This window comes from Dysgonomonas mossii DSM 22836, assembly GCF_000213575.1.
GTDB lineage: Bacteria > Bacteroidota > Bacteroidia > Bacteroidales > Dysgonomonadaceae > Dysgonomonas > Dysgonomonas mossii.
The window spans coordinates 149,575-169,272 of sequence record NZ_GL892009.1 but is presented as its reverse complement, the minus strand read 5'-3'; the positions used below and the strand labels follow the sequence as shown (position 1 = coordinate 169,272).

The 19,698-nt window shown below is 36.0% G+C and carries 13 protein-coding genes; 4 read left to right on the top strand and 9 right to left on the bottom strand.

Annotated elements, in window-relative coordinates; translation table 11 throughout:
- From HMPREF9456_RS13435 to HMPREF9456_RS13400, 9 genes are all read right to left on the bottom strand, one after another.
- On the bottom strand, positions 1–3,312 hold the full coding sequence (locus HMPREF9456_RS13435; RefSeq protein ID WP_006844086.1) for a SusC/RagA family TonB-linked outer membrane protein: 3,312 nt from the start codon (positions 3,310–3,312) through the stop codon (positions 1–3).
- 152 nt (positions 3,313–3,464) lie between these two features.
- Positions 3,465–4,442: a FecR family protein gene (locus HMPREF9456_RS13430; RefSeq protein WP_006844085.1), complete on the bottom strand. Its 978-nt coding sequence runs from the start codon at positions 4,440–4,442 to the stop codon at positions 3,465–3,467.
- A 66-nt stretch (positions 4,443–4,508) separates the two neighbouring features.
- Positions 4,509–4,670: a sigma factor-like helix-turn-helix DNA-binding protein gene (locus tag HMPREF9456_RS17580; RefSeq protein ID WP_245531032.1), complete on the bottom strand. Its 162-nt coding sequence runs from the start codon at positions 4,668–4,670 to the stop codon at positions 4,509–4,511.
- A gap of 20 nt (positions 4,671–4,690) precedes the next feature.
- Entirely contained in the window at positions 4,691–5,011 is a 321-nt protein-coding gene (locus tag HMPREF9456_RS17575; RefSeq protein WP_006844084.1) for a sigma factor, read from the bottom strand.
- Positions 5,012–5,454: 443 nt separating this feature from the next.
- A complete protein-coding gene (locus tag HMPREF9456_RS13420; protein ID WP_006844083.1) occupies positions 5,455–5,850 on the bottom strand; it encodes a hypothetical protein in 396 nt (131 codons plus the stop codon).
- Between the two features lie 7 nt (positions 5,851–5,857).
- Positions 5,858–9,487: a DUF6443 domain-containing protein gene (locus HMPREF9456_RS13415; RefSeq protein WP_006844082.1), complete on the bottom strand. Its 3,630-nt coding sequence runs from the start codon at positions 9,485–9,487 to the stop codon at positions 5,858–5,860.
- Positions 9,484–10,083 (bottom strand): hypothetical protein, encoded by a 600-nt coding sequence (locus HMPREF9456_RS13410; protein ID WP_245531028.1) that lies wholly within the window; start codon positions 10,081–10,083, stop codon positions 9,484–9,486. Before HMPREF9456_RS13410 ends, HMPREF9456_RS13415 begins: the two co-directional genes overlap by 4 nt.
- 104 nt (positions 10,084–10,187) lie before the next feature.
- Positions 10,188–13,517, bottom strand: a complete 3,330-nt coding sequence (locus HMPREF9456_RS13405) for a hypothetical protein (protein WP_006844080.1) — start codon at positions 13,515–13,517, stop codon at positions 10,188–10,190.
- Positions 13,518–13,538: 21 nt separating this feature from the next.
- The gene (locus HMPREF9456_RS13400) at positions 13,539–14,696 is read right to left on the bottom strand and encodes a T9SS type A sorting domain-containing protein (protein ID WP_006844079.1); all 1,158 of its coding nucleotides are present in this window, start codon (positions 14,694–14,696) and stop codon (positions 13,539–13,541) included.
- A gap of 742 nt (positions 14,697–15,438) precedes the next feature.
- On the opposite strand from HMPREF9456_RS13400, the gene HMPREF9456_RS13395 reads away from it, so the two are divergent.
- The 4 genes from HMPREF9456_RS13395 to HMPREF9456_RS13380 all read left to right on the top strand — a co-directional run bounded on the left by HMPREF9456_RS13395 (position 15,439) and on the right by HMPREF9456_RS13380 (position 19,678).
- On the top strand, positions 15,439–16,233 hold the full coding sequence (locus HMPREF9456_RS13395; protein WP_006844078.1) for a hypothetical protein: 795 nt from the start codon (positions 15,439–15,441) through the stop codon (positions 16,231–16,233).
- Positions 16,234–16,321: 88 nt separating this feature from the next.
- Positions 16,322–17,614, top strand: a complete 1,293-nt coding sequence (locus tag HMPREF9456_RS13390; RefSeq protein WP_006844077.1) for a M6 family metalloprotease domain-containing protein — start codon at positions 16,322–16,324, stop codon at positions 17,612–17,614.
- A gap of 64 nt (positions 17,615–17,678) precedes the next feature.
- Positions 17,679–18,752 carry a hypothetical protein gene (locus HMPREF9456_RS13385; RefSeq protein WP_006844076.1) on the top strand — a complete coding sequence of 358 codons (1,074 nt, stop codon included), beginning with the start codon at positions 17,679–17,681 and terminating at the stop codon, positions 18,750–18,752.
- A gap of 578 nt (positions 18,753–19,330) precedes the next feature.
- Positions 19,331–19,678 (top strand): LytR/AlgR family response regulator transcription factor, encoded by a 348-nt coding sequence (locus HMPREF9456_RS13380; protein WP_006844075.1) that lies wholly within the window; start codon positions 19,331–19,333, stop codon positions 19,676–19,678.
- The last annotated feature ends 20 nt before the right edge of the window (positions 19,679–19,698 follow it).

Below are 19,698 nucleotides of genomic sequence, written 5' to 3'. Positions count from 1 at the left end.
TTAAAATTGAAATTTGAGGCTAAAACCTATATTTCTTAGACTTGGTTGCATGAAATAGTCGACCCCGTTGTAGAATGTACTTGAAACAGAAGGTGTCAACTCCGGATCAAAAGGAGCTTTACAATAAATCATAGCTAAATTATTTCCGACAAAAGCCACAGTTACATTGGCAATGTTATTGATCCATTTTCTCGGGATAGAATACTCAAGACTCAGTTCTTGTAAGCGAATATTAGTTGCATTGTAGACGTAGAAATCAGATGCTCCTGTACCTTGTGCTATTATATTTAGATAATCTTTTACAGCGACATTATGCCCACTGATACCTATTGGCCCGGCTTCTCGAAGTTGAGCACTACTTTTAGATACTCCATAGCGGTCTAACACTGCTTGTGTATTTGATATAACCTTGCCGCCAAAACGACCACTAAGTAAAACATTAAGTCTAATTCCCTTGTATGAAAAAGAGTTTCTCCATCCCATATAATAATCGGGTAGAATGGAGCCTATTTTTTTATAGTCTTTGGTATTTTTTATCAGTTCGATAGAAGGCAACTGAGTTACATTATCTAAATGTATATAACCATTGATGTCTCTTTTGAAATCAGAAACAGCATAAATGTCTCCCATAGAGCCTCCTTCACGAATAATTAGTTCCGGAGACCCTGTTTCGCCCAGTCTCGCTTTAAGTACTTCGTCTATTGTTATGCCATCTGCACTTTTCACTAAGCTTGTCACTTTGTTTTTATTCAAAGAGAAAGTATAGTTAGACGCCCATGAAAACTGCCCCCATTTGTGCTCATAGCCTAATGCTAGCTCAATACCCGAGTTGCGTACATTTCCTGATTGAATTCTCTTTCCATCATAACCTGATCCGGGAGGCAATGTTGCGATATGAGTTTGATTTTTAGTATCAGATATATAATATGTAGCATCAAAATTTAAGTCACCATTCAAGAAACGCATATTTAGACCAAATTCATAAGAGTCAGTTATCTCTGGTTTCAGATACCAGTTTGGCTCTAATTTGGCTAATGCGTATTGCCTGGTTTGGGAATCGTAATAATAAAATTCTCTGGTGAGATATGGCTCATACGATTTTCCGACAGATGTGTATGATGCCCGTCCTTTGAGATAAGTAAACCAACTGGGAAGAGTTATAATTTCGCTGAAAAGAGCTGATAACCCAACAGAAGGATAGAAAAATGATCTTTCTTTAGATAGGGATGCCTCAAGTGCCGAATCCCAGTCGTTTCGTCCTGTGAGAGTTAAATATAAATAGTTGTTGTACCCAATCTCAGCATTTGCAAATATTGAATTTACTTGATGTTTAAGCCCATCATCATCTATTTTGAAATATCTGGCAGGGTTTGTATTCTCTCTGGTAAACCAATTTGTTATTTTATCAAGGTCTCCTTCTGTTGAATCAAAATCCATTCTTCTGTCTTTCAATGATGCTCCGGCATTGACATGAAATGAGAATTTTCCGACAGCCTTATTTAGATTGGCTATGATATCTCCATATGTTTGAGATTCATTTTGTAATTCTATGCGATAGCGTCCTTTAGGCCCTGCAAATGTTTCAAGTGTTCCTGCATAACGCTTGTGAGTAGCTCGCGAGTTTGTATTGTCTACATTGATACGCCCGACGATATTCAACCAATCAGTAATATTGTATTGTAAACTAGCTGAAATCATATAGCGCTTTCTTTTCGCTTCGCGATTCATACGATGCATAATCCAATATGGATTCTGCATATCTAATCCTTGAGCTCCATATGGCCAATATTGAGTGTTCACTTCTTTTGCCTGATCGTAACGTTCGTATAGTTGGACTTCACTAAAATCTTCGCCTCGAGGAAAAAGATACAAAGCCGGTAATGGATTGAAATATTTACCTTGCGATGTCATATTTTTATTTTCCTGAATAATATAATTAAAACCGGCGTCCAGTGTCAATTTATCGTGGAAGAATTTAGCTGTATTTCGCAAACTGAAATTATAACGTTCATAATTATTGTTAGGGAGAATCCCTGTTGCATTATTTGCTGAAAGAGAAATATATGTCTGATTTTTCTCATTTCCAGTCGATAATGATAGAGAATTGATGATATTAGTACCAGTGTTAAAGAATTTCTTCGGGTCGTATGTGTAATCAGTCGCATCGCCCCAACTAAGAGGAGACCCTTTTACATTGCCATACTTGTTTTGGAATTCCGGCATTTTAAATGGGCTCGAGAATGTTGAGCTGTGGCTGTAATTAATTGATGTTCGGCCGACTTTTCCTTTTTTTGTAGTAATGAGAATAACTCCATTTGCACCCTCGTAGCCATACAACGCAGCAGCTGATGGTCCGGTGAGTACAGAGATACTTTCAATATCATCAGGATTGATATCCGCTGCCGCATCAGTTGTTGCAGATGATGTTACTGCACTTTCGTCTTGGTTGGTTCTAGACATTGTGCTATTATTCATTGGTACACCATCTATCACGTACAACGCATTATTACTTAGTGAAACAGATTTAGCTCCGCGAAGGATGACTTTTGCTGCAGAACCGGGACCAGCAGAACTTGTGCTGATTTGTGCACCGGCAACTTTCCCTACTAAAGAATTCATGAAGTTGACATTTTTTACTGTTGTAAGGTCTTCATTCGTAATTTTCTGGACGTTATAACTTAAAGCTTTTTCTTCACGTTTAATACCCAGAGCTGTTATTACAACGTCATCAAGTTGTTTTGAATCTTCTTTTAGGGTTATTGATAAGGTGGCTCCGTTTTTAATAAGAATCTCTTGTGAATGAAATCCTATATACGATATTCTGAGGGTTTGTCCAATAGATATTGGTAATTCAAATTTCCCATCAACATCGGTCTGAGTACCTACTGTTGATCCTTTGACAGACACCGATGCTCCAACAATCGTTTCATTCTTTTCATCAGTTATGATACCTTTCACATTAATCTTTGATTGTTGTTGTGTTCCTTTTTGTGATACAATCATGATTTGGTCATCTTTCATTTCATAACTGAATCCTGTTCCTTGAAGGATTGTATTCAGTATGTATTCTAGAGAGTTATTCTTGCCATCTAACGTTATTTTTTGATTTTCATCAAGCTTAGATTGGTTGTAAGCTATAGACTTGCCTGTCTGGTTTTCAATTTCCTGAAAGGCTTCTTTTATTGTAGTGTTATTTTTCTTGATAAAAATTTTAAAATTTTCTCTTTGAGCTTGTATAGATACAATTCCGAAGAAAAGTAGGCAAGCTAGGAGAACTAATTTTATCCTTGATTTTGCACGATAATTAATCATAGTTCTTAATTTAAAGTATAAAATAATATTGGGTATTTAGGGAGCGGAATCTCGCATGTGTGTTTTGGCCAAAACGATTTAATTATATTGTCGATATTCCTTCTTTTGCAATTTGTCTTTTAATCTTGTATCCTATTGAATGTTATTTTTAATTATTTAATATTGATGTAACATACTTCGTCGGTTAACTTGTATTCGAAATTATCAGCTACATTTTTGATAACTTCCAATACATTTTTCAGTGATGTGTCTTTCTTAAATCTGAAATTATATTTGTCTTCTATTGCCTTATTCGATTTATAATGGAATGCTATATTATAGTTTCGTTCTAAAACCTTTATGATTTCTTGAATAGTTGCGCCTCTGAAGGCCAATTCTCCACGTTGCCAGGCTGTTTCGTCATCTACATCTATAGTTGTTTTAGATTGCTCTTTTGTTTCTCTGTTGTACGAAAATTGTTCATTGATTTTCAAAACTTGTTCACTATTAATGTTCTCTTGGCCAACCTTTATACTGCCACTAATTAAGGTCGCTTTGAATTGATTATCATTTGGGTATGACGAAACATTAAACTCTGTGCCCAGTGCTGTTACTGCAAAACCGTTCGATTTTACAATAAAGGGTTTGTTTGCATTTTTCACTACCTTAAAGTTTGCTTCTCCTGACAAATAAACTGTACGATTCCCGTTGCCAAATTCTTTAGGATATATGAGGATAGAATTTGAATTTGTTTCTACAACCGTACCATCAGGGAGTCTTATTTTATTTATCTCTCCGATCTTTGAGTAATGCTCTACAATGTTTAAGTCTGAATTTTCGTGCTTATTCCCCAAAAGTGAGTAGACTGTAATGCAGCATAATATGATGGCTGCTGCAACAGCATAGCGCCAGATGGTAAATTGTTTTGTTCGCTTTTGTGTTTTTTCTTTTCTGACTAAATGTGATGCGTATGCAATACGACTATTTTCTTCAGTAATGTTATTTGGTTCATTCCAAAGATGATACAACGCATTCTCTTTTTCTGTTTTATTTTCCTCGCTAATTAACCATCGATGAAAGTCTGAAACGGAGATCTTCGTGTTTTCTTTGTTGGTAAATAGTTCAAAGACTTTATTTCTATATTTATTCATGGTTGTTCAATGGTCGTTTAAGTCACTTACTATATATAAGACAACTTAGAGAGAACAACTACTCAATCAAAAAATGAAAAAAAGCAATATTTTTTTTAATTCCGCTAATGCAAGGTAAATATGACGTTCGACAGTTCGTTTAGATATATTTAATATTTCAGAGATCTCCGTTACACTTTTCCCCTCAAATCTGCTCATCTTAAATATTTTTTGCCTTTGTTCAGGCATTTGCTCAATAATATTCATCGCTATGATTTCTGCTCTTTGGCGTGTAGATTGTTTTCTAAGTCAATATCATCAATTCCGAAATTTTTTAAATCTAAACTTTGTTGATATTTGCGCTCAACAACTTTACGTTTTATAATATTGAATAAATGATTTCGTACTATTACAAATAGTAGTTTATCTTCAGGTTCATTTTCAGACCATATTTCGGGAAGCTCTAGCAATTTCATGAAAATATCTTGTGCCGCATCTTCGGCATCCTCTTCATACAGTAATATTCGGAGCGCAAAAGATTTGACTTTCGGGTATTTATCAATAAAAAATTCTTCGAAACGTGTATTCATCTTTTTTTGAAATAAATTAATATACTTCTTTTTGGAAGCTTTATTTAATTTGATAAATGGATTTACGGTTATTTATTTTCTATTTTGTAATGTTTGTTGTTTTGACACAATGAGGCTGATGTTGCAAATATAATCAAATTTAGGAAGCTGCATCTTTTTCTATAAAAATAATGTCTGTAGAATTGATTATTGTGATTCTAAGTTATTATAGAGATTAATGAACATTATAAAAAGGAGATAACCAATGATTATAGGAGTGAAGCGTATGTAAAAGTGACAGCTTTTTGTATGTTTTTCTCTGTTAATATTTTCTTTTCTAAAAAGCATATATAGATAAATAATCCTGCCAATGATGATATTGACAGGATTTGTTTGTATTACGTAATCTTCGGATTGCAAATCCGAAGGGACGGGAGAATTCGTATTTCAACTCTGTTATTTGATTATTCTTGTTTTTTTAAAATAAAAGCTTTTTTATTGCCATTCTTATATAACTTAATCTTTTTTTTATTAAGTATTTCTACAAAAAAGTAAGGGACAGGAAAATCATCCTCTGTAGAGAGGATTTTCATTTTATTACATTCTAATAATATTGTATTCTCGTTTATATATTTCCAGTTGCCATCATATTTTAATGGAGAAATCGTACCTGATTCTGAAATAGAAAAAGTATTATCAACACTTAAATTAAGTATTATTATTAATCTTTCATTAATATCAGAAGAAATATTTTTATCATAGACATAAGTATTTGTCTCTATTAGCGAATTATTTTTGATAGTTTTACATGAAGAAAATAATAAAATGAATAAGAATATTAATATTAATATGTTTTTCATAATTTTCTCATTTATTCCATTTCATAAACGGAAGTTGATTTAACTTTACAAAATCATTAGGGTGTTCACCTACTACAATAGACTGAGTCTTATCGGATCCGATTGGAGATAACCCTAATCGAATTGTCCAATATTGAGATTCACCATCAAGATAATGCCCTAATGAAGCATTCATGTTCACTGGATATAGATCATTACCATTTACTTGTATACTTCTAACATAATTTGTATTAATATCTTCTATATTTTTATTTGATGTTATTTTTGCATAAACATGACTAACCCGATATGCTTCTATTTCTGAATTTACCCCAGTAAAAGGTACAGCACGTATTTTCCCATTACTATCTTGAACATACATAAATCCTAATGTACCATTTTCATACTGACCTCCATGAGTAATTTCATGATATAGATTGTCATCATCAAATCCTCCAAGATACTCTATTTTGAATATATTTCTTTCTTTATCGTATGAAAATCCTCCAATTGACCCTAATTCTAATTGTGTAATTTCATACCTATTTCCACTGTTCCATATTTTTTCTAAATTGGATGATGTTAACTGCAAATATGAAATTGCTTGATCATATTGTCCATTAGTATTATTTCTCTGATATATTTCTAAAAGTATATAAGTTCTAAAAGCTGCATTAACCCATGCTCCAACACTTTCCTCGGAAACATACATTCCTGTTGGATCAGTATATTTTAACGGATTATTCATCACATATGCATACGGACTCCAACTATAATATTTCTCCGCCAACGGATCGACCGTTGTAAACCTCCCCACTGCACTTTCATAATACCTTGCCGAATAATCATAGAGATTCAATCCGTGCATTTGATCCAGTTCCTTGCCATTGTATTTGTACGGCTGCTTCTTCTGTTCATCTACAGTATTCTCTGCAAAAGCTGTACCGAACGGATAATAATGGTTCCTTTGTGTTACCGTTCCACTGGCATTTACCACTACACGGTTGTTACCCAAGTGGTCAGTCATATAGTAATGATAAACTCCTCCTTCTATATATCCTCCGTCAACCAGTATCCTATTCAAGACATTATTTTTATAGATAACATTACCCACATAATCGGTTGTTTCCGTAGTGGTTGTTTCTGGCGAGAATGGAGCCACTGCCATTACTGTGGCATTCTGCACATTCATATCCGTCTCATGAACTGTCCTGAGTTTTACCCCTGCGGCCGAGTACGTGTACTTGATGCGACCTTTTACGCTCGGGTTGGCTATCTCTATAGCTCGTGGTAAATTTAATGAATTATACTGAATTTCAGTTATCCCTTTATTCAAATCTTTATTCATTGCCCCATTCTTGTTATAAGTGTATTCCACAACACCCGGAGCATTGGGCACATCCTTAAAGTCTGCCGACGGGGCATAAGCAAAGTTCTTTACACCATCTGCCACATGAATCATCTGATTACCCGCATAAGTCAGAGTCATGTTATCAACCAACGCATAATTCACAGCACTTGTCTTTCCTATCCGGTTCAAGCCTGTTATATTCCCGTGCTTATCATAGATATAGGAGGTATTATACATTCCGCCGGAGGTTACCCCATTGTATGCAGCATGCAGAAGGCGTGACAGGTTATCATACTTAAACCTGTAGCTTCTTTTGCTTTCGCCTTGCAGTTGCCATTCCATACCCGATATATTGCCATTGTAGGCGGATTCATAGTCTGAATAGCTATGTGCCGTTACCTTATCGTTGTAATACAATGTCTGGCTAAACAACGGGCTGGTGATCGATTTTGTCCACGAACGGATGTTGTAACCGTAAGTTGTTTTGGATGAAGCGAGACCTCCCTTTTGATTGCTTTTGAGCCTACCCAACTCGTCATAGGTATTATCGGCTAGAGTGACCTGTGGCCTTGCCGTTGTACCGTCGGTCAATTGGTGGGTTGTGGTCAGCAACCGTCCTGCATGGTCGTAGGTATAGGTATAGACCTCCGTTTGTTTTCCTCCTCCATTGGCATCCTTGGTATGGACATGCATTTTCTTCGTAGGCTGACCGGTAAAATTATAGGCGATATATTCTTCGTCTACTCCACCCAAATGATTTGCCGATTTAGTTTGAATTAAACGACCACGGTTATCATAGTATAACATCGAGACAGTACCAACTTCCATACTTCCATCAGGCATGAGGCTTCTTGCACGTGTTGCTGTCAGTTGCCCTTTGGGTGTATTTAATAGCAAACCGTTGTCAATATACCTCTGTCCGTATCCGCTCTTTTCAGTATATTTCAGTAATTCTCTGTAGTTAATTTGAGTATTGTTGGGAAATGCATCATATGCATCATAATAATTAATTATCATAGAGCCTGTGTAGACTACTTCAGGTAGAATATTCCATGTATATCCATAATATTTATTCGGGTCTATTTTTTCTGTTACAACAATATCTTTACATTTAGTTATTAGACTTGCGTGTGATGCAGAGGATGGATATATCCCCGAGATAACCAACCGGCCGAAGGTATCGTATTTATTAAAAGTCCATTCGGGAGTTGGTTGCTTTGCCCGTTGCTCACCCTCTTGTGTAAAGATCAGGCGGTCGGCCTTGTCGTAAACATAGTATATCGGTTCACAACCGGGAAGGCGTTTCCAGATACAGCGGTTGCGGTCGTCATATTTATACTGGTAGCCCAGCTGGTCGAGTTTGGCTTGTGCTATGCCTTCATCGTTGATACGTGGGGGCAGGACAAAACAAAGGTTGCCGAAATCGTTGTATACATAATAGGTATCGTGTGCAGTGCTTCCTTCCATCTGTCGGGTCAGTACAATTTGTCCCAGTTTGTCTTTAAACTCGTAGGAGGCATGCCCGTCTTCATCCTTAACTTCTGTTACATACAGCTGTCCGGTGGCATAGTTTCCGTTTTTTGTCAAAGTGGGACTTTGGTTTGTACCGCCTGCTATGTATAGAATACAGTTCAGGGTTGCATTTCCTGCAATATTGGTTTTGTAATGAGTTTTTACACCTTTCCCGTTTTTATGCCAGTCTGCTCCCGGTGCATATTGCTCAAGGACACGGCTCAGAGGAGAGGCTTCATAAATAGGACGGCTGTAAGCTACCGAATCAAAAGCGGTGTTATAGGTAGTACTCCTGTAGGTAGCCATCGCACTAGCTTTATAGTTAGCCAATGGCATATAAGCACCGTTGTTACCCGCAGCTACCGCCGGAAGCCACGAACGGTCTTCTCGTCCGAAAGGGTCATACTCCTGATAAGTCACAAGGTCGGCTGCCTGAGGAGTAACACCTCGCTGTACAGTCTGCACCGGACGACCCAATCCGTCGAAATACTGGATGGTTTCCATGTACCGGCTGCCGTCATCCGCGATATAGGTCTTGGTCTGGATATAGTTCTGGGATGCACTCACCGAAGAGGCTTGACCCGCATAAGGATCGCAGGTCGAAGGATTCACCCTTAAAGTAAGACCTCCCGATGTGCTGGTGGCTTTGAAACTGAAGCCGGGTAAAAGACTGATTGTCTGGCAAGCGGTTTGAGTACCACCTGTAGTTTGTGCAGTCTCTAAAGTAATTTTCACCTGACTCGTTAACCCTAAACTGATAAGATAAAAGGATATGATGGTAAATAGCTGTTTCATGGTTGAGAGGCTTTTAATTGTTCTTTTAATTCATCTATTTGCTTTTGCAGATCTTTATTTTGCTTATTCTGCTCGATAACATACAATGTCAGTTCCTCGATCTTCAATAAAAGCTTTATCTGCATCTCGTTCACATTCAATCCATTTTCAACCATTTGTTTTTCTGATGGGATTTCAGGTAAATGTTTGTTCTCTTTTACAAAGGCCTCCACCTCCGATAAAGGCTTTAACTGATAATCAGGAGAGAATACAAAGTCGGCGCCTGCGTTAACTTTTATATTCACTTGCCGGGCATTGATTGTTCCGGCGAGATTGAGCCCTGATGAATGAAAACGAGCTATTTCAGTCCCATCATTCACGGCTATGCCTACAGAGCCTCCTGTATAGCTGTTTCCTCTGTAAAAATTAATACTGTTATTTAATATGTTATAAAATCTATGTTCTATGGCAAATGATTTAGTATTGATAGGTTGAGTAACATAGGAACGTACTCCCAAAAATGTTCCATCTCCCGTCGTATTCCCTTCCTCTAACCGAGCAAAAACTGAGCGCAAAGTATTTGTTGAAGTATTAGTAATATCAATTCTATCTTTCACTAATAATTTTCTATTTATAGGTTGGTCTTGAGAAAAAGCATTTATTATTGATAGTGAAAAACACATAAAAATTATAATCATTTTCATAATAGTTCGTTTTATTTTTATTGGTTTTGATAATGATAATCGTATGATTGTATAATTTGTTTGTTGGCAGCACTGACAATATTATCTTTATAGATATAAGTTTCTTTGAGCCGTCCAAAGCTATCATAATCATAATAAGTAGTAATACCCGATGGATAGGTAGAAGTTAACATACCTACTAGAGGTTTATAGGTGTAAGTCGTAACTAAGGCCTTAGGTAAAGCTCTTTGAAGACTACCATCCTTTAACTTCGTCTCACTAGGTATTGATAATGCAGATAATGCATCAATACTAGCAACTGAAAAGATTGTTTTTGCAGCAGTTTCAACTTCTGTGAAAGTGGCATTTTTTATCTCTGCTATAGGATATTGGCCACTATAAGACCATAGATAAAAAGTATGATTTGAATCATCTTTAGATAAATAGATAGGGTTGCCATATTTATCATAGTTATGATATTTAATGCGCTCTTCTGCAGACGAAGCATCTTTTGACATAAATATCGAACCGGGCTTCAATAAAGAACTTGAGCCAAACTGGGTATATTCTGTTTTGGCATATTGTAACGGTTTTTCAGAATTAGCCAGGTTCTTTTTTCTAATCTCTGTTATAATCGGTATACCTACCTTATTCTGGCTTATCATCTTATCCATATTAGTTTGTATCCCGACTAAATCCGGAGCATACTTATATTGGGTTATAACACTCTCTCTGGTACTTGTCGTGAAGGTTGACGTTTTGAGATTATAATATGGAGAACTGCTATAAGTATTGATTTTATTTGAAATAATATTATTTCCCGACAGATAGCTTTTTTCTTGGATTTTAATATCTTTTACTGTTGTTAGATAATTATGATAGTACATAATAGATACATTCGACACATCGTTATCTAAGAGAACCATATTTATGGGATGTTCGTAATCCTGGTTTAAAACCCAGCTGGGAAGGATTCCATTCGAGTTAAAACTGTATTCAAGGCTTTTTTCACCCGATAATATATATTTGCCGGATTCATTTTTGTATACTTTTTCGTTTTTCAACAATCCATAATATTTATCCCCGGTATTGGAATAAGCTGTACCTAAGTTTTCCTGCCTTTGAACCACCACACAGGGAACATCCGTTGCATCATGATAAAATCTTTCTATCGCTCCGCTATTAGAAGCTCCGGTTTGCTTTAACTCCGTAACAACAGTATAATAAGACTGCTGTTTCCTGTTGTTGTATAAGCTATTAAGTGTAGATGCCGATATTTCCAATATGTTTCTGTCGTAAAAAGCAGTTATCGGATGCTCTGCTCCGGGAACTTCACACTTTAATATATATTTAGTCATCCGGTAATACTTAGGTGATATTATCTCATTGAGTGATGTAAGATCGGATGGGTACTTTGATAATTCGTTATAGTAAAAACTCCGTTTGTTTATAATTTGACCATTTGCATAATCATAGATGGATTTAACCCGGACTCCACCCGAATATACTTTCTTTTTGTTTTTTGCTCCTACACGATTATATTTAATATCTATAGTCCCGCGCGCAGCATTCATTGGCTTGGAACCCATATCTAAACTGATTTCATATTCATGACCTTTGGTCGTTTTTATAGGACATATGGCATACATATAGTCTGCGGAGGGGGTGTCTGAACACGGCGTGATGGTGGAGGTTTTATTCCCATAATCTCCAGTCAAAGCCAGAATTGTTTGACCGGAAGTGAGATCTCTAACCTTTACGGTATAAATATCATGTGTGGGATCAGGAACGGGCGATTGGCAACCATTTTGGGTTGCATTATAATCTAATCCCGCTCCGGCAGAAAAGTTAAGGTCTTCACCATTCGATACAAATTTAAGTGTTGTATAATCTACCCTTTTACAATTCCTGAATAACTCAATAAAATTTGTACTGTATGTATAATCGTCTACAAGTTTTTCTGTGGAATTTCCCTCGTACGTGATATTTGTGTATCCTCCCGTCGGGAAAGTGATGGTTTTAAGCATGCCGTAATGAGTGTATTCAGGATATACTTCCTGGTCTGCCGTAGCATAGGTATCTGCCATATATCCTTTCTGTAAAATTGAATAGATTACCGGATCTTCTTTAAGAGATTTACTGAATGGACGGTTATTATTCTTGCCATTATAATAACCATATTTATCTTTGTTAAAACTCAGTCGAGGAGGAAGTTGTTCTTTTGAATAATAATCGAATGAATAGGTTTCTGCAGATGTTCCATTTTCATCCTGGATTTTTACATTATTGAGAAATAACCGAGATGGGCTAACATCATAATTGAGTAACAATTTTCTTATAGTACTGGATTGATTCTTTATATGGATCTCTTTCAAAGAAACACCGCCGTTGTCCTGCCGTCCGGTATTATAGGCGAAAAGAATTGTCCCGTTAGCAAAAGAGATCTCAGATATTACCCTTGATTTTATAGTGCTGTAAGATGATGTTTCCGAATAATTGCCTATATAGTCACTTTGCCTGCATTGTTCTCTATACAGGAGGCTATAGGTATTACCGGCAATATAACTCATATTATTTTCCCGGTATTTAAAACTGACCTTATTTTGATTGGGTGTAATAATTTCTTTGAGAAACCATGCTGAATAATAAAACAGGTTTCGCGGAGAATTATTAGTGGATGTCTGCATACCTTCCTGATACTCATGGCTTCCTCCGAATATATATTTATATCCTTTGTTATCAGTAATTGTAAAGGTAGACGGAACCCCGTACCCTACGTTATTTAAAGAATTACTGTCCGGATTATATTCAATTTTCACATAATCTTTGCTGTCTATATAAATATTTAAATTTTCATCGAAATAAAAATTTCCTGAAAGTCCGTTCACCCTGAATGAAAACCAGTCTCTTTCCGTATCATAGTTCGTTGGAGCGGTCTGATTCGTTATGTTTTTTATCTTTATGGCATCGGTTTGCGTATTGATTGATGAAGGATACCACCGACTGGATAATTCATCTGGCTTACCACGCATAACTCTAGATATAATACCTCCGGCATCCAAACTCCAGTCATGCCCTGTTATCGATGATGTTTCGTCTACTTTAACTCCCCCGCTATTATATGTTAGAGATATAAGCATATTAAAATCAGTCATCTCTATTGCATAAATAGGAAGACTATATTGGAAAGTTCCGGTACTACTGTTAAAAGGAATATTACCAAATGCTGTAAACTTATAAGCTGTTGGCGAAGGGGGAATAATATCCGGCATGTAAGATTTTAGAGAGAGTTCCTGTCCGAAAGCCAGGTTATGAATCCCTGTCAATAAGGCGAAGATAGAGACTAGAAGAAAGAATATCCTTTTCATATACTTTTATTTATATTTAATTTACTTTTTAATAATAATTTCATTTACAAACAGGTCATTGGCGGTAATCCTTAACGCATAGTTCTTCGGATAAAGCGATGAACAGTCGATCGTTTCATAGTATGTTCCTTTTGTTCTGTTCTTCAAGGCGATCTTCTTGACCGGCATACCTTCCAACGAGTACAACTCAAATGAGACTTTGGCGTCTTCCTTTAATTCATATTCTATGTTCAAGAATGATTCCACCGGGTTCGGATATAGTCTGCAAGTCATCACATCTTCCAATGTGACGGACTTGGCTTGTCCTTTATCTGTGTTCTGATTGTTGTCTTGTGGTTCCTTCCACAGTTCATCCAGCAGTGCCTGGTTCTCGGGATCGGTATCCAGATATAAATGATCCTGAGGAGGAAAAAAGAATGCTGTCTTGAATATCTCCGTACTGTCTCTCAGGTTAATGTTCCGTATTGTTTCAAAGACTGGATAACGATACCCTTTGCTGTACCAGCGGCAGGTTTCCAGCTGCTTACCGGCATTGTCTGTTTCAGATGTAACAGAACTACCTTCCTGAGATACATCAAAGATTGTTTGTAAGGTCTTTACCCTGAGTACAGGGCTAAGCGTATCTCCCGTTGGAAGGATCATCTTACCGTAGGCATCAGCTGTAGTAGTCATTACTCCTTGTGTCTTTATATCTACTGTAGAGGAATAAACTCCTTTTGATTTGTAGTCTGATGAAGATCTTTGCCCGTAGTTTAACGGGAAATGCATCAGCAGCATGGGATTAATATAGTTTAATACCACCGAAGGGTTTTCATGCCCTTTCTGCAAAAGAGAATCATTTGTTAAATGATAATAGTACATCGTATTGTGTTCAGTACCGACGATCAGTTCATTGTCTGATACGTCCTTCTTCAAATAACGGGTATTACCCAGTATATATACACTGTCTCCTTCCAACGGAGGAAGAGAATAGGTAAGAGTATATTCATCGTTGACAGATTTGAGTTTACTGAAATCCCAGAGCTTGTTGTTTCCGCTTTCACCGGGGTTTACATACTCTACCTGCTGCTTGACCAGTACATCACCAGCGCGGTATTGATTATGAGAAATGTTCAGTTGTGCAGACAAAGAAAATGCACAGCCGAAAACACTTGCCAATGTTAATGCAATTGCTTTCATGTTATATTTTATATTAATATTATCGTAAATTCAAAATTATAGGACCAGGCACCTTCTTGTGCAGTCCACAAAGATTAAAAAGTCTTTTTTTTAGTTATAGATTAAAGAGTTTTGGAAAGAAGTGCTGAATGTCTTCTATTAGATTTATACAGATAAATATGGAGTTTTTATAATAATTTGTCTTCATAAGCAATCGGTTAAAAAGTTAAGTTAGTCCTTTTTATTACCTTGCTTTTCTTTATGGATACTTCTTATATATTCAAATATATTAAATTATTTTAAGAATACAAAAATCATTGGATTCATAATGAAAATAAAAAATATGAACTTGAAAGTCTTAAGTCTTCCAAATAATCTTAAACTTTATTTATTAATCTAAATACAAGAATATCTGTATAGTGTTTAGTGTGGGTTCAAACATATAGATATAAATATGGAGCTTTTGTGTTTTATTCTTTTTTAATACTCTAATTTCTATTCATGCCTATTATCTATCTGCTTATTAGGAGAATCTGTTGTTCATCAATATTATTTTCCATTTGCATAAAACCTACTATACGTTTGTGATATAAAACATTCTAGATATTCATTGCAAGACAATAAATACAGATACTGACAAATTTAATCCTTAATAGGATAGGAGATTATAGTATAAAGAACTGATGAATAGAAATTAAAATAATAATATGCTTCGGTATATTTATAAATCCCTATTTATTACTAATTTAAAATCTGAAGAATTATGTCAATAATCAAAGATGCAATCAAAAGTTTTGATGCCACGGATGCAAAATTCGAAGAGCAAAAAGAAGCTGTAAAAGCTTTGGAACAGTTGGGAAGTGCGAAAGCCGATATTTTTATCAGGGATATTGAGAAAAGCCTATTGACTGCCGGTGAAGAAAAAAGTAACAAGACGGTACCTATTACATATATGGTAGGGAGTAAAAAAGAAGTTCGTGCGTTTTCGTCGAGTGAAGCTGGAAATATAGGCAATGTAGTTACTTCCAGCCTCACCGCATTTCTGAGTGGTGATAAGCAGAATATAATCAATGGGATTGGTAATCTAGCCAGCAGTGCTCTTAATATTTTTTTAGGGGAGGGTGAAGCATCGTCAGATACGATCGAAATGTATTATGTAGCTACTGATGGACTATCTCCGGTTCGGGTGGATATGAAGGCTTGGTATCAAGGTGTAACAGCTAAATCCATTACAACAAGAATGGAACGTGTAGTTGCCGTAGTAGCTACTAAATCGGTAATTGATGTTAATCGCATCGATCTAGGAACTTTCCTTTATCTGTATCAAGGTCAATTTGATGCCAGTAAAATGACAATGAAAGAACTAGCTGCCGCAATCGATGCTGCTGCTGATGTTTACAATACGTTTGTAGAACGCTCTGTGAAAAAAGGAACTCTCAGCCAACAACGGGCAAATACGCCTGAAGACGATAAGGAAGCTTATCTGCAAACATTAGGTAAGCCAACAAAAACTGAAGATATCCTAATTAAATTTGAGGATAATAGACCAACCTGTTAACCTCAAAGAATGAAAAATGAACGAATCCTCTTTAATCTTTTTAATAGAAAGAAAAAGATAAAAGAGGATTTATAAATACAATTCCATCATGGTTCAAATTTACAGTCTTTTCATCGCTTTATTGATATCCATAGAATTGGCTCATGGAATACCTGTCTTTTATAAAGATAGTATATCTCCTGTAACATCGCTGAAAGCTCAGAAAATAAATTCAATAGGCGAATTTAACGGATTAGTTATACTTGTCGAATTTTCTGATACTCATTTTACTGTACCCGCACCTAAGGAGAATTTCTGCTCTCTGTTAAATACTGAAGGCTATAATTATCAGGGAGCTAAAGGGAGTGTAAGAGATTATTTTATCGCAAATTCTGATAGCTTGTTTTTTCCCCATTTTAATGTAATAGGACCTATTCGGTTACCAAAGCCAATGGCATACTATGGGCAAAACGGTGATAACCAGGAAGAAATTCATGCGGCAGAAATGGTGATTGATGCTTGTAAAAAGGCTTCTATAGAGGTTGACTTTTCTAAATACGACAGTAATAATGATGCACTGGTAGATATGGTATATATATTTTTTGCATCTTATTGTGAGAATGAAAATCCAAACAAGAAAGAATATATATGGGCACATGCCGGAAATATTGCAGATTCAAGTTTGATCATATCCAATAAGACTATAGGACGCTATGCGTGTTCATCCGAGTACATCGGAAAGGATCATGATCCAGACCCTCTAATGGCCACTATTGGCACTTTTTGTCATGAATTTAGCCATGTACTTGGCTTACCCGATTTTTATAACACATTGTCTGGAAGTGGTCTGACTTTAGGTAGTATGAGTATTATGGATAGAGGTAATTATCTTGACAAAGGTCGTTGCCCTGCCGGGTATTCGGCTTTTGAAAGAGAATATGTGAAATGGATGGATATTCCTGTTCTTGAACGGATTGATACGGTTATCTCTATAAATTTAAATCCTGTAAGCAGTTACTCGTCCGCAGCACCCATATTATTTGCATTTAAGATCGCAATTCCTGATACGAAAGAATATTTTTATTTTGAGAATCGTCAGGCTGGAGGATGGGATCGATATTTACCTGGTACAGGACTATTAATTTATCATGTAGATATGTCCGATGAAGAGGCGTGGGATATGAATATGGTTAATACGAAGTCTTCCCATCCTTATTATCAGCTGATACGTTCAGGGGTGTATTCTATGATAGATTATCGGTATATTCCTTTTCCCGGAAAAGATAATAAAACGACGTTTTTGTCTCCTCTTATATGGAATGGAGGAAACGCAGAGTTTGAATTGCAAAATATCAAAGAAGAAGAAAATTGTATAGAGTTGAACCTGATTTGGAAAAAGTAACACATATAGAAATCAGAAAAGCCAAGTAAGAGTAGAGAATTATTAATCATTAAAAGTTAAGCTTATGTCAATTCGTCCATTAACTAAAACGACAGCGGATGCCTTATGTACAATAATAACAATAGGCTTCATTGAAGATCAAGCACAAATTAGAAATGTAGATGAGGGTCTATGTACAGACTTCGAGTATGAATTGAGTGGAAATCAGCAGCAGCAACAGGAGGTTATGCGAGAACATGAAGAATTACGTCGGTTAATATTAAGAGATGCTGGAGTTAATGTAAAATTTATCCCAACGGTTCCAGCTCGTTATCAGCCTTATATTTTAGCAAAACCACTCAATCAGGATCAAATCCATGATACGACTATTATTGGTGCATATGATCAAACAGAAGGATTTTGGGATGCTATGGAGGCTGATGCAAGTATAACTCAGCCTCGTGGAGCATACATTGGTGGATTTATACGTACCGGTGGCTTTAATATAATAGGACCTTCCATACTCTCTATTTACAGACCCTCATACAGAATGAATGTCACCGATGACGTTTATCAAGAATATGACGGAATCGCAATAGAAGTTATGAATGCTTCGAACAGTGTTGCTAGAGCACAAAGAGCACAACCTGCTAATATTGTTTATGTTCCGAACGAACCAACACCTCAGGGGGGGATGCAGAGAGATCATCTTTTTGGTTGTGTTCATGGCATGATACAAGCAATGCTATCATATCCAAATCTTGAAAATGAACAAGCCCATATCGAGTATTCTCTAGGGCCGGGAACAACAAAGGTTGCTTCATGTATACCATGTAGTATCTTTATGAGTGCAAATGGAATGCCGGCTACTGCTACCCATTTGGGCAGGGGTGATTTTTGGAATTTTCCTCAGAACATAGCTCCAAATGATCAAATGCGAGTAAGATGGCGTAGGAAAATTTCGACATACTTCTTTAGGGGGTATAAAGCTCTTGGTGGAAAAATGAACTCTAATCCAAATCTACAAATTTTCAGAGACGTTGAAAATGATAGTCTAGGAGGTATCCCTTTTAATGAGGAAACACTATCTCAGCTTTATCTCGAAGCTTTGACCTTTCCTGATAAATTTACTACAAAAATTATCAACACATTACGATAGTATTCTTGTAATTAGAGTCTTAAGGGAGGAGGTCTGTTTTGAGGCTAATAAAAATGTAATGTGAACATGTATACATCGGTTGTAATAAAAGTAGCCCTCTAATGTCAAATAATTGACTCTTACTTTAACTATAACCGATGTTTATCTATTCTATGCAATTATCACTGAGGACAATATTTATATACATTTCCTAACTTTCTTGTTCTATGGTTGTTTTTTTTAAGAGAAACTCATATTTCTTTATACTTCTAATTAACAAATGACCTAAAAAAATTGTTCTAATACTTATATTTTGTTTTGATTCTATCCATATTTGCGTAAGTATCGAACGTTGTATACTTCCTGGTTGCTGATTTTCTTGTTTGGCTACATAGCCATTTAGTTTGATGAAAATAATTCTTTCATTACTTCAGGATACGACTGGGAATAAAACAGCCTGATTAAGCTTTGAGAATGTTGCTTCATAATGTATGCTATAATTGGCTGATTATACGGGATAATCATTTGTAAGGGTCTCTGTCGAGGCCCTTTTGAAATGGTCAATATCGCTCTATTTCTTAATATAACTAATACTGATTATGAGAAATATTGACAATGAAGTTTTATATATTATTCCTGCTCTGTTTGTACGCACTGGTAAAACTGTGAAGTATATACCTTTCGACCAGATTCTTTATCTGAAAGCTGAAGGCAGTTACACAACTATTGTCTTTTGCAATCAGACTAAAGAACACTTATCCTCCCTAACATTAGGGCAGATAGAACAAAAAATGAAATGTCCTTTTATCCCCAGAGTTCACCGTTCGTATATGGTTAACCTTAAGCAAGTAACAGGCTTGGTCGGCAATGCGATGAAGGTAGGTAAAGAAATAATTCCTATTGGCAGAAGTTATAGACACATTTTGGAAAGCTTTATTATTATATAGGTATTTCATTACAAACAAGG

What these genes read in the sequence shown, in the direction of transcription:
- HMPREF9456_RS13430 (WP_006844085.1), bottom strand. Translation starts at nt 4,442, where the DNA reads ATGAATAAATATAGAAATAAAGTCTTTGAACTATTTACCAACAAAGAA.
- HMPREF9456_RS13435 (WP_006844086.1), bottom strand. Translation starts at nt 3,312, where the DNA reads ATGATTAATTATCGTGCAAAATCAAGGATAAAATTAGTTCTCCTAGCT.
- HMPREF9456_RS13400 (WP_006844079.1), bottom strand. Translation starts at nt 14,696, where the DNA reads ATGAAAGCAATTGCATTAACATTGGCAAGTGTTTTCGGCTGTGCATTT.
- HMPREF9456_RS13415 (WP_006844082.1), bottom strand. Translation starts at nt 9,487, where the DNA reads ATGAAACAGCTATTTACCATCATATCCTTTTATCTTATCAGTTTAGGG.
- HMPREF9456_RS17575 (WP_006844084.1), bottom strand. Translation starts at nt 5,011, where the DNA reads ATGAATACACGTTTCGAAGAATTTTTTATTGATAAATACCCGAAAGTC.
- HMPREF9456_RS13420 (WP_006844083.1), bottom strand. Translation starts at nt 5,850, where the DNA reads ATGAAAAACATATTAATATTAATATTCTTATTCATTTTATTATTTTCT.
- HMPREF9456_RS13395 (WP_006844078.1), top strand. Translation starts at nt 15,439, where the DNA reads ATGTCAATAATCAAAGATGCAATCAAAAGTTTTGATGCCACGGATGCA.
- HMPREF9456_RS13390 (WP_006844077.1), top strand. Translation starts at nt 16,322, where the DNA reads ATGGTTCAAATTTACAGTCTTTTCATCGCTTTATTGATATCCATAGAA.
- HMPREF9456_RS13380 (WP_006844075.1), top strand. Translation starts at nt 19,331, where the DNA reads ATGAGAAATATTGACAATGAAGTTTTATATATTATTCCTGCTCTGTTT.
- HMPREF9456_RS17580 (WP_245531032.1), bottom strand. Translation starts at nt 4,670, where the DNA reads ATGCCTGAACAAAGGCAAAAAATATTTAAGATGAGCAGATTTGAGGGG.
- HMPREF9456_RS13385 (WP_006844076.1), top strand. Translation starts at nt 17,679, where the DNA reads ATGTCAATTCGTCCATTAACTAAAACGACAGCGGATGCCTTATGTACA.
- HMPREF9456_RS13405 (WP_006844080.1), bottom strand. Translation starts at nt 13,517, where the DNA reads ATGAAAAGGATATTCTTTCTTCTAGTCTCTATCTTCGCCTTATTGACA.